This is a genomic window from Pararhodobacter aggregans (genome assembly GCF_003075525.1).
Classification (GTDB): Bacteria; Pseudomonadota; Alphaproteobacteria; order Rhodobacterales; family Rhodobacteraceae; genus Pararhodobacter; species Pararhodobacter aggregans.
In genome coordinates this window covers 290330-311439 of record NZ_QDDR01000004.1, presented here as the reverse complement: position 1 = coordinate 311439, position 21110 = coordinate 290330, and the positions used below count along the sequence as shown (strand labels likewise).

Below are 21110 nucleotides of genomic sequence, written 5' to 3'. Positions count from 1 at the left end.
TCCGGGGGCCTTTTCCGTTACTTCTCGCGCGGGTAGCTGATGATCGACAGGTAGCGCGCAGGCAGTTGCACCAGGCGTTCGGGCCCGTGCGGCGCATCGGCATCGAAGAACAGCGTATCGCCCGGCTCCAGCGGGAACATGTCCGAGCCGTGGCGGTAATCGACCTTGCCCTCCAGCATGTAGATCATCTCGATCCCTTCGTGCTGGAAGGTCTTGAAGGTGTCGGATTCCGAGGTCAGTTGGATCAGATAGGGTTCGACGATCACGCCGCTGGAATTGGATCCGATGTGTCCCAGAAGTTTGTACTGGTGCCCGGCCCGGGTGCCCGCGCGCTCGATCTCGACCCCGCGGCCCGCCTTGGTATGCACCGCCTGTCGGCGTTCCTCATAGCCTTTGAAGAAGGCGGTCAGCGGCACCGAGAGCGCATTGGCCAGTGTCTGCAGCGTGGTCAGCGAAGGCGAGGTATTGCCGTTCTCGATCTTCGACAGCATGCCGATGGACAGGTCCGTGAGCTTCGACAACTCGGCCACGGTGATGTTCTGCTGCTTGCGATAGTTGCGGACCTCGCGGCCGATCGCGACCTCGAGGATTTTTTCCCGCTCTTCGCGCACGCTGTGCGGATCTTGGGTCAGCTTGGACACGCTTTCCGGCCCCACGCCTTTGGTCATCTGGACACTCTCTCTTCAGCACTACGGTCAATCGCGCGACTTTTCCAGTGATCCGCCCGGCAACCCCGATCATTCCCATGATGCAAAGTTTTTGAACCAGTTTCAAAGACTTTGCAGAAACCCCCGGGATTGGCCCGGCTTCTGCCCTCAAACGGGGCGGGGCGGCGCTTCCTTTTGCCGCGCGACGGGCAGGCGCGGGGCGACTCGCCCGGGGGCGATTCGCCGGGGCTGTCGTGCCGGCGTGCCTTTCGCCGCGCTGGCGCTGGCAGATTGGGGACAACCGGGCCCGAATCCCCTTTCCATTTCCGCCCGTTTGGCAGGCAAAGCCCTGAAAATCCGGTGTTCCGGGCAGCAGGCGCCCGGGCTGACTGCTGCTGCAGACTTTCTTCACCCCAGTCGCAAAAGTTTCTTGTCGAGACAAAAAGTTTCCTGCTAATCATGTTGCAGAGAGCCGCAGACGCGGCCCCCCAGATCAGATGGAGGAAACCATGTGTGGGATCGTCGGCTTGTTCCTGAAGAAGGATGCCTTGCGCCCGAAGCTGGGCGACATGCTCACCGACATGCTTATCACCATGACCGACCGCGGCCCCGACAGCGCCGGGATCGCGATTTATGGCGATGAACACGGCAAGCTGAAAATCACCGTGCAATCCGACACGCCCGACACCGATTTCGCGGGTCTCGAGGGGGCGCTGGCCGCCGCCGTCGGCGCGCCGGTGACGATCCGCGTCGTCGACACGCATGCCGTCCTGACCCTGCCGCTGGACACCGAAGCCGCAGCGCTCGCTTTCCTCGAGGACAGGAAGCTGCGCGTCATGGGCGTCGGCGAGAGCATGGAGATCTTCAAGGAAGTGGGCCTGCCCAAGGACGTGGCCGAGCGCTTCGGCCTGCGCGCCATGGGCGGCAGCCACGGTATCGGCCACACCCGGATGGCCACCGAAAGCGCCGTGACCACGCTGGGCGCGCATCCGTTCTCGACCGCTTCGGACCAGTGCCTGGTGCATAACGGTTCGCTGTCGAACCACAACGACATGCGCCGCAAGCTGGCCAAAAAGGGCATCTACACCAAGACCGAGAACGACACCGAAGTGGGTGCCGCCTATATCTCCAGCCGCATTGCCGAGGGTGCGACCCTGGGCCAGGCGCTGGAAGGCACGCTGAAGGACCTCGACGGTTTCTTCACCTTCGTGACCGGCACCAAGAACGGGTTCGGCGTGGTCCGTGACCCGATCGCCTGCAAACCCGCCGTCATGGCCGAGACCGAGGATTACGTCGCCTTCGCCAGCGAGTACCGCGCCTTTGCCGATCTGCCCGGCATCGAGGGGGCCCGCGTCTGGGAACCCGAACCCGCCACCGTCTATTTCTGGGAGCGCTGATCCATGCCCACTACCCTCGACATGGCCACGACCGAGCTGCGCGAGGTCAACACGACCCTGCAGTCCGCCGCCAAGGCGCAGGTCAACGAACCCTATGTCATCGTCAATCCCCGCGGCAGCCATGCCATGGCCTGCGGTCTGGACGGCCCGCTGAACGTGACCGTCAAGGGCTCGACCGGCTATTACACCGCCGGGATGAACAAGGAAGCCAGCATCACCGTCGAAGGCTCGGCCGGTCCCGGCGTGGCCGAGAACATGATGTCGGGTGTTGTCACCATCCTGGGCGATGCCAGCCAATACGCCGGGGCCACCGGCCATGGCGGCCTGCTGAACATCAAGGGTAACGCCAGCTCGCGCTGCGGGATCTCGATGAAGGGGATCGACATCGTGGTGCATGGCAACATCGGCCACATGTCCGCCTTCATGGCGCAGCGTGGCAATCTGGTGGTGCTGGGCGACGCGGGCGACGCGCTGGGAGACAGCCTTTATGAGGCTCGGCTCTTCGTGCGCGGCACGGTGAAAAGCCTCGGCGCCGATTGCGTCGAGAAAGAAATGCGCGCCGAGCATATCGAGATCCTGAAAGAGCTGCTGGAACGCGCGGGCGCCGATGCCAAGCCCGAAGAGTTCAAGCGCTACGGCTCGGCCCGGACGCTTTACAATTTCCACATCGACAACGCCGCGTCGTACTGAGGGCCCACCCCATGGACAAGACCCCCCAAACCCTGCCGCGCCAGTCGTGGACCTTCTCGAACGAGACCAATTCCGAGATCCGCCGCGCCGCTGCGACGGGGATCTACGATATCCGCGGGGGTGGCGCGAAACGCCGGGTGCCGCATTTCGACGATCTGCTGTTCCTCGGCGCCTCGATCAGCCGCTATCCGCTGGAAGGCTACCGCGAGCGCTGCGACACCTCGGTCACGCTGGGCACGCGGTTCGCGAAGAAGCCCATCGAGCTGAAGATCCCGATCACCATTGCCGGCATGTCCTTCGGCTCGCTCTCGGCCAATGCCAAGGAGGCCTTGGGCCGCGGCGCTTCTGCTGCCGGGACCTCGACCACCACGGGCGACGGTGGCATGACGAATGAGGAGCGCGGGCATTCCACGCAGCTGGTCTACCAGTACCTGCCCTCGCGCTACGGCATGAACCCCGACGACCTGCGCCGCGCCGATGCCATCGAGGTCGTGGTCGGGCAGGGTGCCAAGCCCGGCGGCGGCGGCATGCTGCTGGGCCAGAAGATCACCCAGCGCGTGGCCGACATGCGCTCGCTGCCCGTGGGCATTGACCAGCGCTCGGCCTGCCGTCACCCCGACTGGACCGGGCCGGACGATCTGGAGATCAAGATCCTCGAACTGCGCGAGATCACGGGTTGGGAAAAGCCGATCTACATCAAGATCGGCGGCGCGCGCCCCTATTACGACACGGCGCTGGCGGTGAAGGCCGGGGCCGATGTGGTGGTGCTGGACGGCATGCAGGGCGGCACCGCGGCGACGCAGGACGTGTTCATCGAACATGTCGGCCAGCCGACGCTGGCCTGTATCCGTCCCGCCGTTCAGGCCCTGCAGGACCTGGGCATGCACCGCAAGGTGCAGCTGATCGTCTCGGGCGGGATCCGCAACGGCGCGGATGTGGCGAAGGCCCTTGCACTGGGGGCGGATGCCGTCTCGATCGGCACCGCGGCGCTGATCGCGCTGGGGGACAATGACCCCAAATGGGAGAGCGAGTACCAGAAGCTCGGCTCGACCACCGGCGCCTATGACGATTGGCACGAAGGTCGCGACCCGGCCGGGATCACCACGCAGGACCCCGAGCTGATGAAGCGGCTCGATCCCATCGCCGCGGGGCGGCGGTTGCGCAACTACCTCAACGTGATGACACTGGAGTGCCAGACCATCGCGCGCGCCTGCGGCAAGAGCCATGTGCACAACCTCGAACCCGAGGATCTCTGTGCGCTGACCATGGAGGCCGCCGCCATGGCGCGGGTGCCGCTGGCTGGCACCGACTGGTACCCGGGCAAGCCGGGCTTCTGAGGCCGGGACGACGGCAATTCGATGACGGGGACGCGGGCGGAGACAAGCCCGCGCCACCAACAGGGAAAAAAGGAAGGCCTATGACCGATCTCGCTGCCTTCGCCCGCGACAAGGGCGTAAAGTATTTCATGATTTCCTACACCGATCTGTTCGGTGGACAGCGCGCCAAGCTGGTGCCGGCCCAGGCCATTGCCGATATGCAAGAGGACGGGGCCGGTTTCGCCGGTTTCGCGACCTGGCTCGATCTGACCCCGGCGCATCCCGACATGCTGGCCGTACCGGACCCCGCCTCGGTCATCCAGCTGCCCTGGAAGCCCGAGGTCGCCTGGGTCGCGGCCGATTGCGTGATGGAGGGCAAGGAGCTGGAGCAGGCGCCGCGCAACGTCCTGCGCAAGCTGGTGGCCGAGGCCGCCAAGGAGGGCCTGCGCGTCAAGACCGGGATCGAGCCCGAGTTCTTCCTGCTGACGCCGGATGGCGAGCAGATCTCGGACGAGGCCGACACCGCCGAGAAGCCCTGCTACGACCAGCAGGCGGTCATGCGCCGCTATGACGTGATCGCCGAGATCTGCGATTACATGCTCGACCTCGGCTGGGGGCCTTACCAGAACGACCACGAGGACGCGAACGGCCAGTTCGAGATGAACTGGGAATACGACGACGCGCTGATCACCGCCGACCGCCATTCCTTCTTCAAGTTCATGGTCAAGTCGGTGGCCGAAAAGCACGGCCTGCGCGCCACTTTCATGCCCAAGCCCATCGAGGGGCTGACCGGCAACGGCTGCCACGCGCATATCTCGGTCTGGGACAATGAGGGCAAGACCAACGTCTTCGCCGACAAATCCAAGGAGCTGGGCCTGTCCGATCAGGGTCGCACCTTCCTTGGCGGGATCATGAAACACGCCGAGGCGCTGGCCGCGATCACCAACCCGACGGTGAACAGCTACAAGCGCATCAACGCGCCGCGCACCGCCTCGGGCGCGACCTGGGCGCCGAATTCGGTGACCTGGACCGGCAACAACCGCACCCACATGGTGCGCGTCCCCGGGCCCGGCCGGTTCGAGCTGCGCCTGCCCGATGGCGCCGTGAACCCCTATCTGCTGCAGGCCGTAATCATAGCCGCCGGTCTCTCGGGCGTGCGCTGCAAGGCCGATCCGGGGCGGCGCTACGACATCGACATGTATGCCGAGGGGCATCAGATCACCGATGCGCCGAAACTGCCGCTGAACCTGCTGGACGCGATCCGCAACTTCGACAAGGACGACGAGCTGAAAGCGATGCTGGGGACCGGTTTTTCGGCCAGCTACATCAAGCTCAAGCGCAAGGAATGGAACAGTTTCGTTTCCCATTTCACGCGCTGGGAGCGGGACAACACGCTCGACATCTGAACACGAACCCTGAGAGGGCCGGGGATCAGTCTCCCACCGGCCCGAACCTTCCGGGGGCCAACGGCCCCCGTTTTTTTTGAGCACCCCGGTCTCTTCACCGCAACCGACGCAGACCCTTCGAGCCCCCGACCGGGCAGGTCCGGTGCCGGATCGTCACGAGACCAGCCCCTGCTGCTCTTTCGCCGAGCGCAGCGCATCGAGCAACAGCGCCCGGTTCTGCGGTTTCGCCACGCAGCCGACGAAGCCCTCGTCAAGGTATTCGCGCACCTGATGCGCCATCACGTTGGCGGTGAAGGCGATGGTCGGCGGGCAGGAGCGGCCCGTTGCGTCGGACTCACGCGCGATCTGGCTGCGCGCCGCGATGCCGCCGAGAACCGGCATCGAAATGTCCAGCAACATCACGTCAGGCGCCTCGTCGCGCCAGGCCTCGACCGCTTGTTGACCGTTGTTGACCAGCGTCAGGACCACGCCCGTGCCGCGCAGCATCGCCTCCAGAACCCGCCGGTTGGTGGCATTGTCATCCGCCGCCAGCAATTTCAGCCCCGCCAGGTCCTGTGCGGAAGCGCCTTCGGCACTGGCTGGTTGGGCCACCGCCTGGTCGGGAAGCGGCAACAGCACGGTGATCGACGTGCCCTCGCCCAGAACCGACCGGACGTCGATCTGGCCCTTCATCATCGTCACCAGATGGCGCACGATCGACATGCCGAGGCCGGTGCCCCCATAGCGCCGTGCGACCGACCCGTCGCCCTGCACGAAGGCTTCGAACAGCGATTCCAGTTGCTCGGGCGACATGCCGGGGCCGGTATCGGTGATGCAGAGGCTCAGATCCTGACCGGTGCGGTTCGACACCACGACCGACACGGATCCCTTCTCGGTGAACTTGATGGCGTTTGAGATCAGGTTGTGCAGGATCTGGCCGAACCGATGCACGTCGCCAGTGCGCGCCGGCCCCTGTGGCAGCAGCCCCGAGAGGCTCAGATCCAGACCCTTTTCCTCGGCCCGCAGCTGGTGAAGGGCGACGATGCGCTGCAGCGTCTCTTCGGGCTGGAACGGGTTCTCCTCGAGTTCGAGCTTGTTCGCCTCGATCTTCGACAGGTCAAGAATGTCGTTGAGGATGTTGTTCAGGCTCTGTCCGCTCTCGCGGATCGTGGTGACCATGGCCCGCTTCTCGGGGTCATTGATCAGGCTTTCCAACACCTGGGCCATGCCCAGCACGCCGTTCAGCGGCGTGCGGATCTCGTGGCTCATGTTGGCCAGGAAGATCGACTTGGCGCGGCTGGACTCGTCTGCCGCCTGCCGGGCCCGCTGTACGCTGGTCACGTCCATGCCCGCGCCGCGATAGCCGCGCAGCTTCCCCTTGTCGTCGAAGACGGGCGTCCCCGACAGTTGCAGCCAGATCTCGCCGTGGCCCTGCGTGTTCAACGGAAAAACGAAATCCTTGAAGGTTTGCTGTCCGGCTATCGTCCCGTCCAGGGAACCCCAATCCACCGTCTGTCGATCGGTGGCATCTCCGCGGCCGAGATCGCGCAGACCCTTGCCGATCAGCTGCTGACGCGGCAGTCCTGTGATGTCCTGATAGCTCGAGGAGAGATAGGTCAGCCTGCCCTCGGCATCCTGTTCCCACAGAAAGCTGCGGCTGATCCGCGAGACGCTCTGATAGCGGCTGTTCGTCTCGCCCTGTCGGCGCAGCGCCTGTTGCAGGCGCCCGACGTTGCGCGCCCGCTCGTCCAGCAGCCGCCCCATCATCAAGCTGGGGATCACGATCAGCCCGGCTCCCATCAGCAGCCAGAGCCGAAGTGTCCAGAGGTTGGGCGGCGACGGATGCCAGCCACTGCGCGGAATGGCCGAGATCTGCCAGGTGCCGAAGGGAAGGGTGATCGGCATTTGCACCGGATCCAGTCCGAGTATCTCGGCGTCGCCGAAGAAAACCGGCCCGCGCGGTCCGCTGGCATCGGCGCCCCGCAAGGCCAGGCGGATCGGCAGCGCCTCGTCGACGAGGCCGGTTGCGGCGTAAAAGCGGTCCGCGTCGATCACTGCCGAGACCAGGCCCCAGAACCGGCCCTGAGCGGTACCGTCCGGGATGAAGACAGGAAAGCGGCTGACAAAGCCTACGCCCCCCTGTACCAGGTTCACCGGTCCAGCCAGCACCAGCTCGCCGCTGTCGCGCGCCCTTACGGCGGCCTCTCGCTGCGTCGGATTCTCCATGTAATCCAAGCCGATGGCGGCGGAGTTTCCTTCCATCGGATAGATGTAGCGGATCACCATGTCGGGCGCGGCTGCGAGGCTGCGGATCAGTGAATCGCGGTCCGCCAGCGCTGATGCCAGTTCGCCAAAGCGGTCGGCGTCCATATCCGGCTCGGTGGTGAGTGTCGCGATCAGGCCGCGGACGAGCTGGATGTTGGACGACAGGGTGCCTTCGATATGCGCGCGCAGCACGCTGGTTACCGCGAGGACTTCTTGCCGCATGGCTTGATGATGCACCGCGCGGTTCTGCGATTCGGCCGAGGTCCAGAGCAGGAAGACGACGACGATCGAAATTGCCGCGGGCAGATATGTTATCCGAACGATGCGTCGCATCCCATGCTTCCAAATTGACTATCACGAGAGGTCATCGCAATCCTGCGACCTCTTCCGGTCGAGTTTCCCAAGGCGCAAGGGAGGGCCAAGGCGGGGCATCGGCTTGCCGACCAGACCCTCACACTCCCGCCCCATCCCCCTGACTCCCTGCCCCTTCCTCCTACGGCAAAGCGCCGGACGGGTCGACATCTTCCCTGGCGTTCCGGCAGATTCTGGTCGTTTTGCGACGCAAATTGCATAGAGGCGTTGCAATTTGGACAAAGGCCGGCTTCGAGCGCTGGTCACAAGGGCGCCTCACCGCTGGCCTGAGCCTTCGCGCTCGTCCCGGGGAGGGTGGCCGAAGCGGGTGCGGAACGCGTCCGAGAAATGCGCCTGGCTGGCGAAACCGGCCATCAGTGCGATCTCTCCCATTCTGAGGGACGAACGGCGCACCAGATCCCGCGCCACGTCCAGCCGCAGGTTGCGATAGACCTCGGCCACCGGGGCGCCCAGGCTCTCGGTGAAATGGCGCTGCAACTGGCGAGGCGACAGCGCGACCAGCGCGGCGATCTGACCGACGTCCAGTGGATCTGCGACATGGGTCTCCATCAGCTCAAGCGCCGCTCGGACCGGACCGGGCAGGGCGGCATGGCCCGGGCCACCGCGCCCCTGCTGAGGGGCATCGGCGGGCCGCATCTCGGTCTGGATGAACCAATCGGCGATGCGCCGGGCGAAACGGCTGCCGTGGTCGCGGGTGATGATCGCCAGCATCATGTCGAGGGGCGCGGTGCCCCCCGCGCAGGTGTAGCGGTCGCGGTCGATCACAAAGAGGCGTTGTTCCATCAGCGCCCGCGGCGCTTCGGCCCGCATCGCCTCCATATGATGCCAGTGAATGGTGAAGCGCCGCCCGTCCAAGAGCCCGGCCCGCCACAGGACCGCCGCCCCGCCCGAGATCCCGCCAAGGGCTACGCCGGTCCGGTCCACACGCCTGAGCCAGTCAAACAGCCGCGTGTCGCGCGGCGACAGCGGATCGCCCCCGGCCACGGCAAAGACCATGTCCAGATCGCCGGGATCGGGGGGCAGGACCTCGGCTTCGAACCAGCTGCCGAGCGAGGCGCGGACCGGCCCGGGATCCGGGGCGAAGATACGGATATCATAGAGGTTCTCACCCGACAGGTGATTGGCCGCGCGCAAGGGTTCCATCGCCGCGGCGGTGGACATCAGGGCGAATCCGTCGATCAGGACGAAGGCGATACGCTTGACACTCATGATGGCAGGATTTCGGAAAAGAATGGCCGTATCAAGAAAGAAATGCCCCGTCAGAAGCCTCTAGTCTGACCCCATGCAGACGGTGCCAGCCAAGGAGTCGCGCCGATGAGATTTTCCGGTTTCCGGGTATTTGCCGAGGCTCTGACCGGCCACAAGGGGTGGAAGCCCCTGTGGCGCGATCCCGATCCGCAGGCCGAGTATGACGTGGTGATCGTCGGCGGCGGCGGGCATGGGCTCGCCACCGCGTTCTATCTGGCAGAGGTCTATGGCATCCGCAAAGTGGCGGTGCTGGAGAAGGGCTGGCTGGGCTCCGGCAACATCGGGCGGAATACGACGATCATCCGCTCGAACTACCTGCTGCCCGGTAACCAGCCCTTCTACGAATTCTCGATGAAGCTGTGGGAGAATCTGGAGCAATCGATCAATTTCAACGCCATGGTCAGTCAGCGCGGCATCCTGAACCTCTATCATTCGGATGCGCAGCGCGATGCCTACCGGCGGCGCGGCAATGCCATGCATCTGACTGGGGCAGGGGCGGAGCTGCTGGATCAGGCGGGGGTCCGCAAGATGTACCCTTGGCTCAATTTCGACAATGCCCGCTTCCCGATCAAGGGCGGCCTGCTGCAACGCCGGGCCGGGACCGCGCGCCATGACGGTGTGGCCTGGGGCTATGCCCGGGCCGCCGATCTGCGCGGCGTCGACATCATTCAGAATTGCGAGGTTACCGGTCTGCAGATCGAAAACGGCCGCATTCTGGGCGTCGAAACCAGCCGTGGGTCGATCCGCGCAAGGAAGGTCGGCGTGGCGGTGGCGGGCTCGACCTCGCGCGTGATGGCGCAGGCGGGGCTTCGCATGCCGATCGAGAGCCATGTCTTGCAAGCCTTCGTCTCGGAAGGGCTGAAGCCGGCCATTGACGGGGTCATCACCTTCGGCGCCGGTCATTTCTATGTCAGCCAGTCGGACAAGGGTGGTCTCGTCTTTGGCGGCGATATCGACGGCTACAATTCCTATGCCCAACGCGGCAACCTGCCGGTGGTCGAGGATGTGATCGAGGGTGGCATGGCCCTGATGCCCCGGATTGGGCGCGCGCGGCTGTTGCGCAGTTGGGGTGGGGTTATGGACATGTCGATGGACGGCTCGCCGATCATCGACCGGACGCCGGTGGACGGGCTCTATCTCAACGCTGGCTGGTGCTATGGCGGGTTCAAGGCGACGCCTGCCTCGGGCTATGCCTTCGCGCATCTGCTGGCTACCGATACCCCGCACGAGACGGCCACCGCCTACCGGCTGGACCGGTTCGCGAAGGGCCGCGTGATCGATGAAAAGGGCGTCGGCGCCCAACCCAACCTGCATTGAGGGCGCTGCCATGCTGATCCCGCACCCCCTTCTCGGCCTGCGCGACGCGCAGGAATTCACCTATCTCGGCGACGCGCGGCTGATCGACCGCCCGACCGGCGGCAATGAGGCGGAGTTGGCCGAGTATGTCTATCTGAGGGACAACCCGGCCGGGGTTCACCGCGAGCTGTGGTTTCACGAACAGGGCGATCGCTCCTGGCTGGTGGTCACGCGCAACACGCTGACGCACGAGATCCTGGGCGCGGAACTGGCGCGCGACGTGTCTTTGGCGCGCAAGGGAGACATGGCATGAAACGGCTTTCCGGCGGCCTGATCGACCGCAGCCAGACGATCCACTTCACCTTCAACGGCAAGCGCTATCAGGGCCATCCCGGCGATACATTGGCTTCGGCGCTTCTGGCCAATTGCGTGCAGCTGGTCGGGCGCAGTTTCAAATATCACCGGCCGCGCGGCATCGTCTCGGCCGGGTCCGAGGAGCCCAACGCCTTGGTCACCTTGCGCGAGGGTGCGCGGGCCGAACCCAACACCCGCGCCACCATGGCCGAGCTTTACGACGGCCTCGTTGCCCGCTCGCAAAACCACGTGGGGCCTCTGAATTTCGACCTGCTGGCGGTCAACGACCTGCTGTCGCCCTTCTTCGCGGCGGGGTTCTATTACAAGACCTTCATGTGGCCGCGCGCCTTCTGGGAAAAGCTCTACGAGCCAGCGATCCGCCGGGCGGCGGGGTTGGGCGAGCTGTCGGAACTGCCCGATCCCGACGCCTATGACCGCGGCTATCTGCATGCCGACCTCCTGGTGGTCGGCGCCGGTCCCGCGGGTCTGGCGGCGGCGCTGGCTGCCGGTCGGGCGGGCGCCAAGGTGCTCCTCGCGGACGAGGATTTCCGGCTGGGCGGGAGGCTTCTGGCCGAGAGCGACCAGTTGGATGGCGCCCCGGCGCAGGATTGGGTCGCCGCGGTGAAGGCCGAGCTGGAAAGCCTGCCGAACGTCCGCATCCTGACGCGGACGGTGATCTTCGGGGTCTATGACCACGGCGTCTATGGCGCGGTCGAGCGAGTTTCGGACCACCTGCCCACCCCCGGCGGCGCGGTGCGCCAGACCCTCTGGCGGATCGTCGCCAAACGGGCGGTGCTGGCGGCGGGCGCGACCGAGCGGCACATACCCTTCGCCGACAACGACCGTCCGGGGATCATGCTGGCGGGGGCCATGCGCGCCTATGCCAACCGTTGGGCGACCGCCCCGGGAACCGGGGCGCCGGTGGCGATCTTCACCAACAACGATGACGGCCATCGCACGGCGCTGGACCTCATGGCCAAGGGCATTCCGGTCGCGGCGGTGATCGACGCCCGCCGCGGGGTGGAGCGTCACGGCGAGTACCGTCTGCTGCCCCAGGCCGATGTGATCGGCACCCAGGGCCGTCTGGGCCTGCATTCCCTCACCGTGCGCACGGCGCGCGGGTCTGACACGCTGCAAGTCGGCGCGCTGGGGGTTGCGGGCGGGTGGAACCCGAACGTGCATCTCGCCTCGCATCACCGCGGGCGGCCGGTTTGGGACGAGCGGAACCTGGCCTTCGTGCCAGGGCAGGGCGGTCCGGGCGGATTGTTCCCGGCGGGCGCCTGCGCCGGCAAGGGCAGCACGGCCGAGGCGCTGGCCGATGGCCTGCGCGCTGCGACCGAGGCGCTGGCGGAGCTGGGCCTGACGACGCCCGCGCTGCCGCTGCCGCGGGCCGAAGCGCGCTACGACAACACGGCGCCGATCTGGCACGTCCCCGGCAAGCGCCGCGCCTGGGTCGATTTCCAGAACGACGTGACCGTCAAGGACATCGTTCTGGCGCATAAGGAAAACATGCGCCCGGTCGAGCATCTGAAGCGCTGGACCACGCTGGGCATGGCGACCGATCAGGGCAAGACCGCCAATGTCACCGCGCTGGCGGTGATGGCGGAACTGACCGGCAAGACCATCCCGCAGACCGGCACCACCATCTTCCGCCCGCCCTATACCGGCGTCTCGCTGGGCGTGCTGGGCGGGGGCGATACCGGCACGCATTTCCGCCCCCGCCGCCTGACGCCCACCCATCACTGGGCCAAGGCGAACGGTGCCACCTTTGTCGAGGTCGGCCCCTGGATGCGCGCACAATATTTCGTCCGCCCGGGCGAAACCCATTGGCGCCAATCGGTTGACCGCGAGGTTCTGTCGGTCCGCGCGGACGTCGGCCTTTGCGACGTCACCACGCTGGGCAAAGTCGATGTGCAGGGTGCCGATGCGACGCTGTTCCTCGACCGGCTCTATGCCAATGCCATGGCCAGCCTGAAGGTCGGCATGGTGCGCTATGGCCTCATGCTGCGCGAGGATGGCACGGCCTATGACGACGGCACCTGCGCCCGTCTGGCCGAGGATCATTACGTGGTCACCACAACCACCGCCAACGCCGGGCCGGTTTACCGCAACATGGAATTCGCCCGGCAATGCCTCTGGCCCGAGCTGGATGTGCAGCTGATCTCGACGACCGACGCCTGGGCGCAGATCGCCGTGGCGGGGCCCAAGTCGCGCGAACTCCTGTCCCGGCTGGTCGACGGTTTCGACCTGTCGAACGAGGCGTTTCCCTTCATGGCCTGCGCGCCGCTCACCATCTGCAACGGGCTCAGAGCACGGCTATTCCGTATCTCCTTCTCGGGCGAGCTGGCTTATGAGCTGGCGGTGCCCGCGCGCTACGGCCATGCGTTGATGGCCCGGCTGATGGAGGCGGGCGCCGACCTCGGCGCCACGCCCTACGGAACCGAGGCGCTGGGGGTTCTTCGTATCGAGAAGGGCCATGCCGCCGGCGCGGAACTCAACGGCCAGACCACCGGCCAGATGATCGGCCTGGGCAAGATGGTCTCGTCCAAGAAGGACGCGATCGGCAATATCATGTCGCGGCGCGAGGGGCTGGCGGCCGAAAAGCGCCTGCTCGTCGGGCTGCAACCCGTGAACGCGGCGGATACGGTCGTGCCGGGCTCGCATCTGTTCACGCAGGGCGCGCCGCGCGATCTGGCGCATGACCAGGGCTGGATCACCTCGGCCGCCTATTCGCCGCATGTCGGCTCGTCCATCGGGCTCGCATTCCTGGAAGATGGCGCGAACCGCATGGGCGAGGTGATCACCGCCGCCAACCCGTTGCAGGGCAGCGAGGTCGCGGTCCGCGTCGTGCCCAGCCATTTCGTCGATCCCGAAGGAGGGCGCCTGCGTGCCTGATCTGTCCCCCCTCTGCGCCCTGGGCGCCCGGACTCCGCGCCGCGTGACCCATGGCGCGCTGACCCTGACCGAGACGCCGGAGTGCGGTCTGGCCTCGCTGGCGCTCCGCCGCGGCACGCCGCCGCCAGCGCTGGACCTGCCGGGTCCGGGGCGCTGGCAGGCGGCCGATGGCCTGACGCTGATCTGGACCGGCCCCGGGCAATGGCTGGTCGAATTGCCGGGCGCGGCCGAGACGGATGTCGCGGCAACGCTGGCGGGGAAGGTGCCCGGCGCTTCGATCACCGAACAGACCGACGGCTGGGTGTTGTTCGAGATCACCTCATCGGCGGGTGCTGCGCCCATCGAGCACTTCCTCGAACGCGCGGCGAATATCGATCTGGCCCGCTTCGCCCCGGGCAGCGCCACGCGCAGCCCGATCGAGCATCTGGGCACCTATGTCCTGCGCCGGGCCGAGGACCGGCTGGGGATCTGGGGCATGCGCTCGGCCGCGGAGAGTCTGTGGCACGCGCTGGACGGGATCGCCGCGCGGATGGTTGGCCGGGGCTGAGCCCGGGCCTTGTGACGCCGCCACCTGGGGCTGCCTCGTCACCGGGGCGGCCCTGATGCACTGGAAGGACCGGGTGGAATTTGTCCATCCGGTCCAATTGGTACACCCCTTTTCCACGGCTGGGCGCGCCCTTTGGGGCGCCCAATCCGCTGCCCGCTGAGCCGCGGGAACGACTCGGCGACTCAGCGGAAACCCCCCTCCTGGGCCCGGGGAACCCCCCGCTTCCTGTCCTTATTTTGCTGGATATCGGGCGAGAACGCACATTTCTTCAGCACCTTTTCCGATCCCCGCCGGAATCCCCGGGAAAGCGCGCCGCCGCTACCCCTTCGCAAGAAAAATAATTGACCCACGGTGATGGTGGCGCCTGAGTGAAAAGGTCCAGTGAGCCAATTCCCGTAATTGGTGCAGACCAAAAACCCGACACGCTGGATGACATGCCGTCTTTTGGAGACAGGGAGCCACACGTGGAAACGGACATCTCAACCTTGGCCGAAGCGGTCGCCCAGTTGCAGGCGAGCGCGGCCGCAACCAACACGATCTTCGCCGAAACCTATTACTTCCTCTCGATCCCGCTCATGGTGCTGATCCATGCCGGGTTCCTGGCCTATGAAATGGGCGCCTCGCGGTCGAAGAACGCGCTGGCCTCGGGGATCAAGAACATCCTCGCCTTCGCGATGATCGTGCCCTTCTTCTATTTCATCGGCTGGTGGATCTACTGGGCCTTCCCCACGGGCCTCAGCGGCTCCGAGGGCGCAATGGGCATCTCGGGCATCGGCTACGCGACCGAGGTCGCGGCGCCCTGGTCGGCCTTCATGGGGCCGAACCTCGATGACAAATCCTCGGGGGTGTTCTTCGGCGCCTTCGTCCTTTTCGCCGCGACCACCGCCTCGATCCTGTCGGGCGCGCTGATCGAGCGGATCCGCCTGACGGGCTTTGTGGTCCTCGCCATCGTGCTGGGCGCTTTCGTCTGGATCCTGGCCGCCGCCTGGGGCTGGCATGCGGATGGCTGGCTGGTCACCCAATGGGGCTACCACGATTTCGGCGCCGCGGGGGTCGTGCACATGATCGCGGGCTTCTTCACGCTGGGGGTGCTGCTGAACCTCGGCCCGCGCGTGGGCAAGTTCAACCCGGATGGCTCGGCCAACCAGATCGCCGGGCATTCCATGCCGATGACGCTGATCGGCCTCATGCTGATCATCGCCGGCTTCTGGGGCTTCCTGATGGCCTGCGTCATCGTCCCGGGCGAGGCCTGGAGCTGGTCGACCACCATGGGCGCCACGATCTATGGCACGCCGATGACGCTGTCGGGCATGACCTTCAACACGATCATGGGCTTTGCTGGCGGCATCATCGGCGCCTGGATGGTGACGCGCGATCCGTTCTGGATGATGTCCGGCGCGCTTGGCGGGATCATCTCTTGCGCGGCGGGGCTTGATGTCTGGTATCCGCCCATGGCCTTTGCCATCGGTTTCATCGGCGCCTCGGCCATGCCCTTCGTCGCCTCGTTCCTGGAGCGGCGCGGGATCGACGACGCGGTCGGCGCCTTCGCGGTTCACGGGTTCCTTGGCATGTGGGGCCTCTTGGCAGTCGGCATCGCCGCACAGGGCTATCCGGCGCTGGCGGGCGAGGATGTCGTGACCACATCGTTCCTGGGTCAGCTGGTCGGCGCGGTGACCATGGGCCTTTTGGGCTTCGTGCCCGGCTATGTGGTGTCGCTGATTCTGAAGGTCACCGGCCAGCTGCGGGTCCCGCCCGAGGTCGAGATCCTGGGACTCGATGCCGTCAAGGTTCCGTCGCGGGCCTATCCCGAAGGGATCAACGCTTCGGTCAGCCCGGCGGAATGACGCAAGCGGACCGGCGGTCGCCTCTGCTGGTCCTCCCTCCAACAGGAAAGGAAATTCACCATGGAAGCGCCTTTTGACGCGAATACTTGGGACGGTATCTCGGGGGCCATTTTCACCGGCTATGGCAGTGTCGAGGGGGTCTGGCTGGGCCTGTGCCTGGCCGCCATCGTCGCCGCCGTGATCCTCGGCTGGCGGCATGAGAAACACGCCTATGACGCGGTGAAGAAGAAGAACTGATCCGGCATTACGGTCGTGGAGACTACGGGGGCGGGCGACAAACCGCCCCTTTTCGCTTGGCTACGCCCGGCCGGTTGGTTCATATGGACTTTACACTGCGGCCATATGGCCTATTTTGAGCCCAAAGGAGAGCCAAGATGCCCGTTGCCGCCAGAATCCGACAGCCTGTCCAGGTGAACGCCGTCGCCCTCAAGGCCTACGCGCGGGTTGTCGATGCCTGGGCGCTGAGCCTGAAAGAGGCCGCGGCGCTTGCCGACATGTCCGAAAGCACATGGAAACGCGCCCGCAAGCCCGATTTCACCGGTGAATTGACCAAGGATCAACTGCTGCGGCTCAGCGCGGTGATCGGCACCTACAAATCGCTGGAGCTCTATTTCTCCGAACCGCTGGCGCGGGGCTGGTTCACACGGCCGAATACCGGACCCCTTTTCGGTGGCCAGCGCCCAGTCGATACCGCCATCGAGGGGGGCTTGCCGCAGATCCTTGCCATCCGCACCTATCTCGATGCGCTCAGGGGCGGTGCATGAGGCAGACCGGGATTTCCGACCGCGGTCTCGTTCGCTTGTTGCCCGCCACCTACCACAAACCGCCGGCGCTGCGTGGTCTGGTCGACAGCGACGACGAGCTGGCCATCCTGGCCGAGATCGAGGGCATGACCAGCGGCCGCCTGTTGGCCGAACGGGGCCGCAATCCGCATCTCGACCCGCGCGAACTGGCCTGGCAGCGCCGCAGCCGCGACTTGCGCCTCTACGGCGACAGCCACATCAACGCGGCCTTTACCTATACAAGAGCGGGTGGCAACCGCTTCAACACCGAGGCGCGGGGCGCCTGGTATTGCGCCTGGGACGTCTTGATCTCGGTCTCCGAGGTCGCCTGGCACCGCACGCGCGAACTGGGCTTCACCGGCTGCTATGAGGACAGCGCCCGCTATGTCGAATTGCTGGCCGATTTCATCGGCGTGTTCGACGACCTCACGGATGAGCTCGACCATCCGGCGCTGCACCCCGATCCCCAGATCGGCTACCCCGAGGGTCAGGCGCTGGCGCAGCACCTGCAACGGGGGGGCTCACGGGGGCTGATCTATCCCTCGGTGCGGGCGCCCGGGCCAGGAGGGAATTGCCTGGTCTGCTTCGAGCCCCGAGCGATCCAGAGTGTACGACCCGGGGCCTCGTGGGATCTGGTCTGGCAAGGCGGCCCGGAATACTCGATCCTCGCGGTGGGATGAGGCCCGTCTGGCGGTGCGAAAACCTGCCGCCGCGCATGGGCGCCAGGCGCTGTCGGCGGCAGACCCGAGGCGGGACGGGTCCGCAAGCGGCGAAAGTCCTCAGGTTGCGCGGGCAGGGGCTCTGGTTTCCCAGGTGTCCCGAGGGTGGCTGTGGTGACCTTCCTGACGTCTCGCGCTATGGCCCGATGCGCGACAGGGCGGCGATGCGGCAGCCCCTGTCAAAGCGACGGTGACGCCCGCCGTGAGGCGCGATCACGATCACGACAGGGCGCTGCCCGCACGAGACCTGGCCACATTGCCTTTGGATCCGGCCGGTGCTATCCGCTCAATATCGAGCGAAGGCGCCGATGCGAGGGTTGACATAATCTGCGGGACCTCCAACACACCGCTCCCATTGTTTCGAGTGGCTGTTTTGGTCAAGCGGAGGACGATTGATGAGTAAGCGCAGCAAGTTGCAGGAAGACACGCATTTTCGGGTGCTGAGACTCCTCCAGGACAACCCGGAGATGTCGCAGCGTGAACTGGCGCGGGCTGCGGGTATCAGCGTCGGAGGCATTCATTATGTCCTCAACGCGCTCATCGAGAAGGGTTTGGTCAAGCTGGGCAATTTCTCGGCGGCGGAAGACAAGCGGCGCTACGCCTATATCCTGACGCCCAAGGGCATTACCCGCAAAGCAGCGCTGACCCGAGCGTTCCTGGCCCGCAAGCTGGAGGAATACGCCGCGCTGCGCGAGGAAATCGAAGCGCTGGAATCTGATCTGGACCATGAGCGGCTTCAAAAGCCGTCATGATCCCTCCCTACAACACAATCTGCCCCGAGGGACCTTTTGTGGGACCTTCCCCCGGGCCTGAACCGATCCCTGGCACCACGTTGAACACACATCCAAAGGCATTGTGATGAAGAAAATTCTCATGGTATTCGGCACCCGGCCCGAGGCCATCAAGATGGCTCCGGTGCACGAAGCGCTCCGGAAGACGCCTGGACTCGATGTCCGTGTCGCCGTGACGGCCCAACATCGTGAGATGCTGGATCAGGTGCTCAGGCTGTTCGAGATCGAGCCGGAATACGACCTGAACGTGATGAAGCCGGGGCAGGGCCTGACCGAGATCACCGCCTCGGTGCTGGCCGGGCTGAAGCCGATCCTCGAGGATTTCAAACCAGACCTGATGCTGGTCCATGGCGACACCACGACCACGCTGTCCGCCTCGCTGGCGGCCTATTACCAGCAGATCCCGGTCGGTCATGTCGAAGCCGGGCTGCGCACCGGCAACATCTATTCGCCCTGGCCCGAAGAGATCAACCGCAAGGTCACGGGCACCATCGCCCGCCTGCATTTCGCCCCGACGGAAAAGGCCGCGCAGAACCTGCGCGCCGAGGGCGTGGCACAGGACACCATCATCATCACCGGCAATACGGTGATCGACGCCCTGCTCGAAGTCGTTGACCGGCTGGAAGGCGATGCGCAGCAAAGCGCGGCCTTCGACGCCGATTTCGGAATCGACGCAGGCAAGCGCATGATCCTGGTCACGGGGCACCGGCGGGAAAGCTTTGGCGGCGGGTTCCAGCGGATCTGTGATGCCATCGCCGCGCTGGCGCAGCGTCAGGATGTGCAGATCATCTATCCCGTTCACCTGAACCCCAACGTCAAGGGGCCGGTGGAAACGAGCCTCGGCACCCTGCAAAGCGTCAAACTGATTGCGCCGCAGGATTATCTGCCCTTCGTCCATCTGATGCGCCGCGCCGACATCATCCTGACCGATTCAGGCGGCGTGCAGGAAGAGGCCCCCTCGCTGGGCAAGCCGGTGCTGGTGATGCGCGACACGACCGAGCGCCCCGAGGCGGTGGACGCCGGCACCGTCAAGCTGGTGGGCACCGATACCGCGCTGATCCAGCGCGAGGCGACGGCGCTGCTGGACGACGATGCCGCGTATCAGGCGATGGCCCGCGCGCATAACCCCTATGGTGACGGGCTGGCCGCACAGCGGATCCGTGACGCTATCCTCGACTTCTTCGGCCTCGATAAGGTTCAAAAATAATGTCTGATCATTCCTTCAAGCGCATTTCCGTCATCGGCCTTGGCTATATCGGCCTGCCCACCGCGGCCATGTTCGCCTCTCGCAAGATCGAGGTGGTCGGCATCGACGTGAACCAGCGGGCCGTCGACACCATCAATCGCGGCGCGATCCACATCGTCGAACCCGATCTGGACATGGTGGTCCATGCCGCCGTGAAGGAAGGGTTCCTGCGCGCCACCACCACGCCCGAACCCGCCGAAGCCTTCCTGATCGCCGTGCCGACCCCTTTCAAGGGTGACAACCACGATCCCGACCTCAGCTATATCGAGGCGGCGTCCAAGGCGATCGCGCCGGTGCTGCGTCCCGGAAACCTGGTGATCCTGGAATCCACCTCGCCCGTCGGCGCAACCGAGGCGATGGCCGACTGGCTGGCCGCGGCGCGCCCCGATCTGAGCTTTCCCCAGAACGCCGGCGAGGCGTCGGACATCCGCGTCGCCCATTGCCCCGAGCGCGTGCTGCCCGGCAAGGTGATGCAGGAGCTCATCACCAACGACCGTGTGATCGGCGGCATGACCCCGGCTTGCTCGGCCCGGGCGGTGGCGCTCTACAAGGCCTTCGTCACCGGCGATTGCGTGGTCGCCAGCGGCCCGCGCGTGGCCGAGATGGCGAAGCTGACCGAGAACAGCTTCCGCGATGTGAACATCGCCTTCGCCAACGAATTGTCGCTGATCTGCGACAAGCTGGGCATGGATGTTTGGGAGCTGATCCGGCTCGCCAACCGCCACCCCCGCGTCAACATCCTGCAGCCCGGTCCGGGTGTCGGCGGCCATTGCATCGCCGTCGATCCGTGGTTCATCGTCTCGTCCTCGCCGGACGAGGCACGGCTGATCCGCACCGCGCGGGTGGTCAATGACAGCAAGCCGCATTGGGTTCTGGACAAGGTCCGCGACGCAATCGGCGCCCACCTCATGGAAAACCCGGGGCAGACCGCCACCGAGGTGACGGTGGCCGTCTACGGCCTCGCCTTCAAGCCGGACATTGACGACCTGCGGGAAAGCCCGGCGCTGGACATTGCCCGCCTGATTGCAGCCGAGCACCCGGGTCCGTTGCTGGTGGTCGAGCCGAATGTCGACGACCTGCCGAAGGGACTCGAGTCCGCCAGTCTTGCTGATCTGGCCGCCGCCGCCAGCTCGGATGTGCATGTGATGCTGGTGGACCACCGCGAGTTCCGCGGCACGCCCACGCCCCGAGGCAAGGTGGTGGATGCGAGGGGAGTGTGGGTTCAGTCCTTATGAGGATGCGATCGATCTCACACACACTTAAAGCGTTACCCGCTGCGTTTCTTGCATATCTATCTCTGTCGGTAGGTGGAGTAG

General features: G+C 65.6%; 18 protein-coding genes. 15 read left to right on the top strand and 3 right to left on the bottom strand.

The features are described from left to right. Positions 1-17: 17 nt before the first annotated feature. On the bottom strand, positions 18-668 hold the full coding sequence (locus DDE23_RS10445; RefSeq protein ID WP_107751213.1) for a helix-turn-helix domain-containing protein: 651 nt from the start codon (positions 666-668) through the stop codon (positions 18-20). A gap of 488 nt (positions 669-1156) precedes the next feature. On the opposite strand from DDE23_RS10445, the gene DDE23_RS10440 reads away from it, so the two are divergent. From DDE23_RS10440 to glnT, 4 genes are all read left to right on the top strand, one after another. Beyond that, positions 1157-2044, top strand: a complete 888-nt coding sequence (locus DDE23_RS10440; protein WP_107751212.1) for a class II glutamine amidotransferase — start codon at positions 1157-1159, stop codon at positions 2042-2044. Positions 2045-2047: 3 nt separating this feature from the next. Then, on the top strand, positions 2048-2734 hold the full coding sequence (locus tag DDE23_RS10435) for a GltB/FmdC/FwdC-like GXGXG domain-containing protein (protein WP_157958007.1): 687 nt from the start codon (positions 2048-2050) through the stop codon (positions 2732-2734). An 11-nt stretch (positions 2735-2745) separates the two neighbouring features. After that, positions 2746-4071 carry an FMN-binding glutamate synthase family protein gene (locus tag DDE23_RS10430; protein ID WP_107751210.1) on the top strand — a complete coding sequence of 442 codons (1326 nt, stop codon included), beginning with the start codon at positions 2746-2748 and terminating at the stop codon, positions 4069-4071. A gap of 80 nt (positions 4072-4151) precedes the next feature. Continuing rightward, the gene (glnT, locus tag DDE23_RS10425) at positions 4152-5456 is read left to right on the top strand and encodes a type III glutamate--ammonia ligase (RefSeq protein ID WP_107751209.1); all 1305 of its coding nucleotides are present in this window, start codon (positions 4152-4154) and stop codon (positions 5454-5456) included. Between the two features lie 153 nt (positions 5457-5609). On the opposite strand, the gene DDE23_RS10420 is transcribed toward glnT, so the two are convergent. Both DDE23_RS10420 and DDE23_RS10415 read right to left on the bottom strand, forming a co-directional pair. Then, entirely contained in the window at positions 5610-8033 is a 2424-nt protein-coding gene (locus DDE23_RS10420; RefSeq protein ID WP_107751208.1) for an ATP-binding protein, read from the bottom strand. Positions 8034-8327: 294 nt separating this feature from the next. Then, positions 8328-9281 carry a GlxA family transcriptional regulator gene (locus DDE23_RS10415; protein WP_107751207.1) on the bottom strand — a complete coding sequence of 318 codons (954 nt, stop codon included), beginning with the start codon at positions 9279-9281 and terminating at the stop codon, positions 8328-8330. Between the two features lie 105 nt (positions 9282-9386). Here DDE23_RS10415 and DDE23_RS10410 point away from each other — a divergent pair, with 105 nt between their 5' ends. The 11 genes from DDE23_RS10410 to wecC all read left to right on the top strand — a co-directional run bounded on the left by DDE23_RS10410 (position 9387) and on the right by wecC (position 21029). Next, entirely contained in the window at positions 9387-10637 is a 1251-nt protein-coding gene (locus DDE23_RS10410) for a sarcosine oxidase subunit beta family protein (RefSeq protein WP_107751206.1), read from the top strand. Between the two features lie 10 nt (positions 10638-10647). After that, a complete protein-coding gene (locus tag DDE23_RS10405; RefSeq protein WP_107751205.1) occupies positions 10648-10929 on the top strand; it encodes a sarcosine oxidase subunit delta in 282 nt (93 codons plus the stop codon). Continuing rightward, positions 10926-13865: a sarcosine oxidase subunit alpha family protein gene (locus tag DDE23_RS10400; RefSeq protein WP_107751204.1), complete on the top strand. Its 2940-nt coding sequence runs from the start codon at positions 10926-10928 to the stop codon at positions 13863-13865. The genes DDE23_RS10405 and DDE23_RS10400 overlap by 4 nt, the downstream gene beginning before the upstream one ends. Next, positions 13858-14412, top strand: coding sequence for a sarcosine oxidase subunit gamma (locus tag DDE23_RS10395; protein ID WP_107751203.1), 555 nt, complete (start codon positions 13858-13860; stop codon positions 14410-14412). The genes DDE23_RS10400 and DDE23_RS10395 overlap by 8 nt, the downstream gene beginning before the upstream one ends. A 464-nt stretch (positions 14413-14876) precedes the next feature. Further along, entirely contained in the window at positions 14877-16256 is a 1380-nt protein-coding gene (locus DDE23_RS10390) for an ammonium transporter (RefSeq protein ID WP_107751202.1), read from the top strand. Between the two features lie 60 nt (positions 16257-16316). Beyond that, positions 16317-16493, top strand: a complete 177-nt coding sequence (locus DDE23_RS25050; protein WP_157958006.1) for a hypothetical protein — start codon at positions 16317-16319, stop codon at positions 16491-16493. Between the two features lie 137 nt (positions 16494-16630). Further along, positions 16631-17020 (top strand): MbcA/ParS/Xre antitoxin family protein, encoded by a 390-nt coding sequence (locus DDE23_RS10385; RefSeq protein ID WP_107751201.1) that lies wholly within the window; start codon positions 16631-16633, stop codon positions 17018-17020. After that, positions 17017-17718, top strand: coding sequence for an RES family NAD+ phosphorylase (locus DDE23_RS10380; protein WP_107751200.1), 702 nt, complete (start codon positions 17017-17019; stop codon positions 17716-17718). The genes DDE23_RS10385 and DDE23_RS10380 overlap by 4 nt, the downstream gene beginning before the upstream one ends. Before the next feature lie 434 nt (positions 17719-18152). Then, positions 18153-18509, top strand: coding sequence for a MarR family EPS-associated transcriptional regulator (locus tag DDE23_RS10375; protein WP_107751199.1), 357 nt, complete (start codon positions 18153-18155; stop codon positions 18507-18509). A gap of 106 nt (positions 18510-18615) precedes the next feature. Further along, positions 18616-19755 (top strand): non-hydrolyzing UDP-N-acetylglucosamine 2-epimerase, encoded by a 1140-nt coding sequence (gene wecB / locus DDE23_RS10370; protein ID WP_107751198.1) that lies wholly within the window; start codon positions 18616-18618, stop codon positions 19753-19755. Continuing rightward, positions 19755-21029 carry a UDP-N-acetyl-D-mannosamine dehydrogenase gene (gene wecC, locus DDE23_RS10365; RefSeq protein ID WP_107751197.1) on the top strand — a complete coding sequence of 425 codons (1275 nt, stop codon included), beginning with the start codon at positions 19755-19757 and terminating at the stop codon, positions 21027-21029. Before wecB ends, wecC begins: the two co-directional genes overlap by 1 nt. Positions 21030-21110 lie beyond the last annotated feature (81 nt).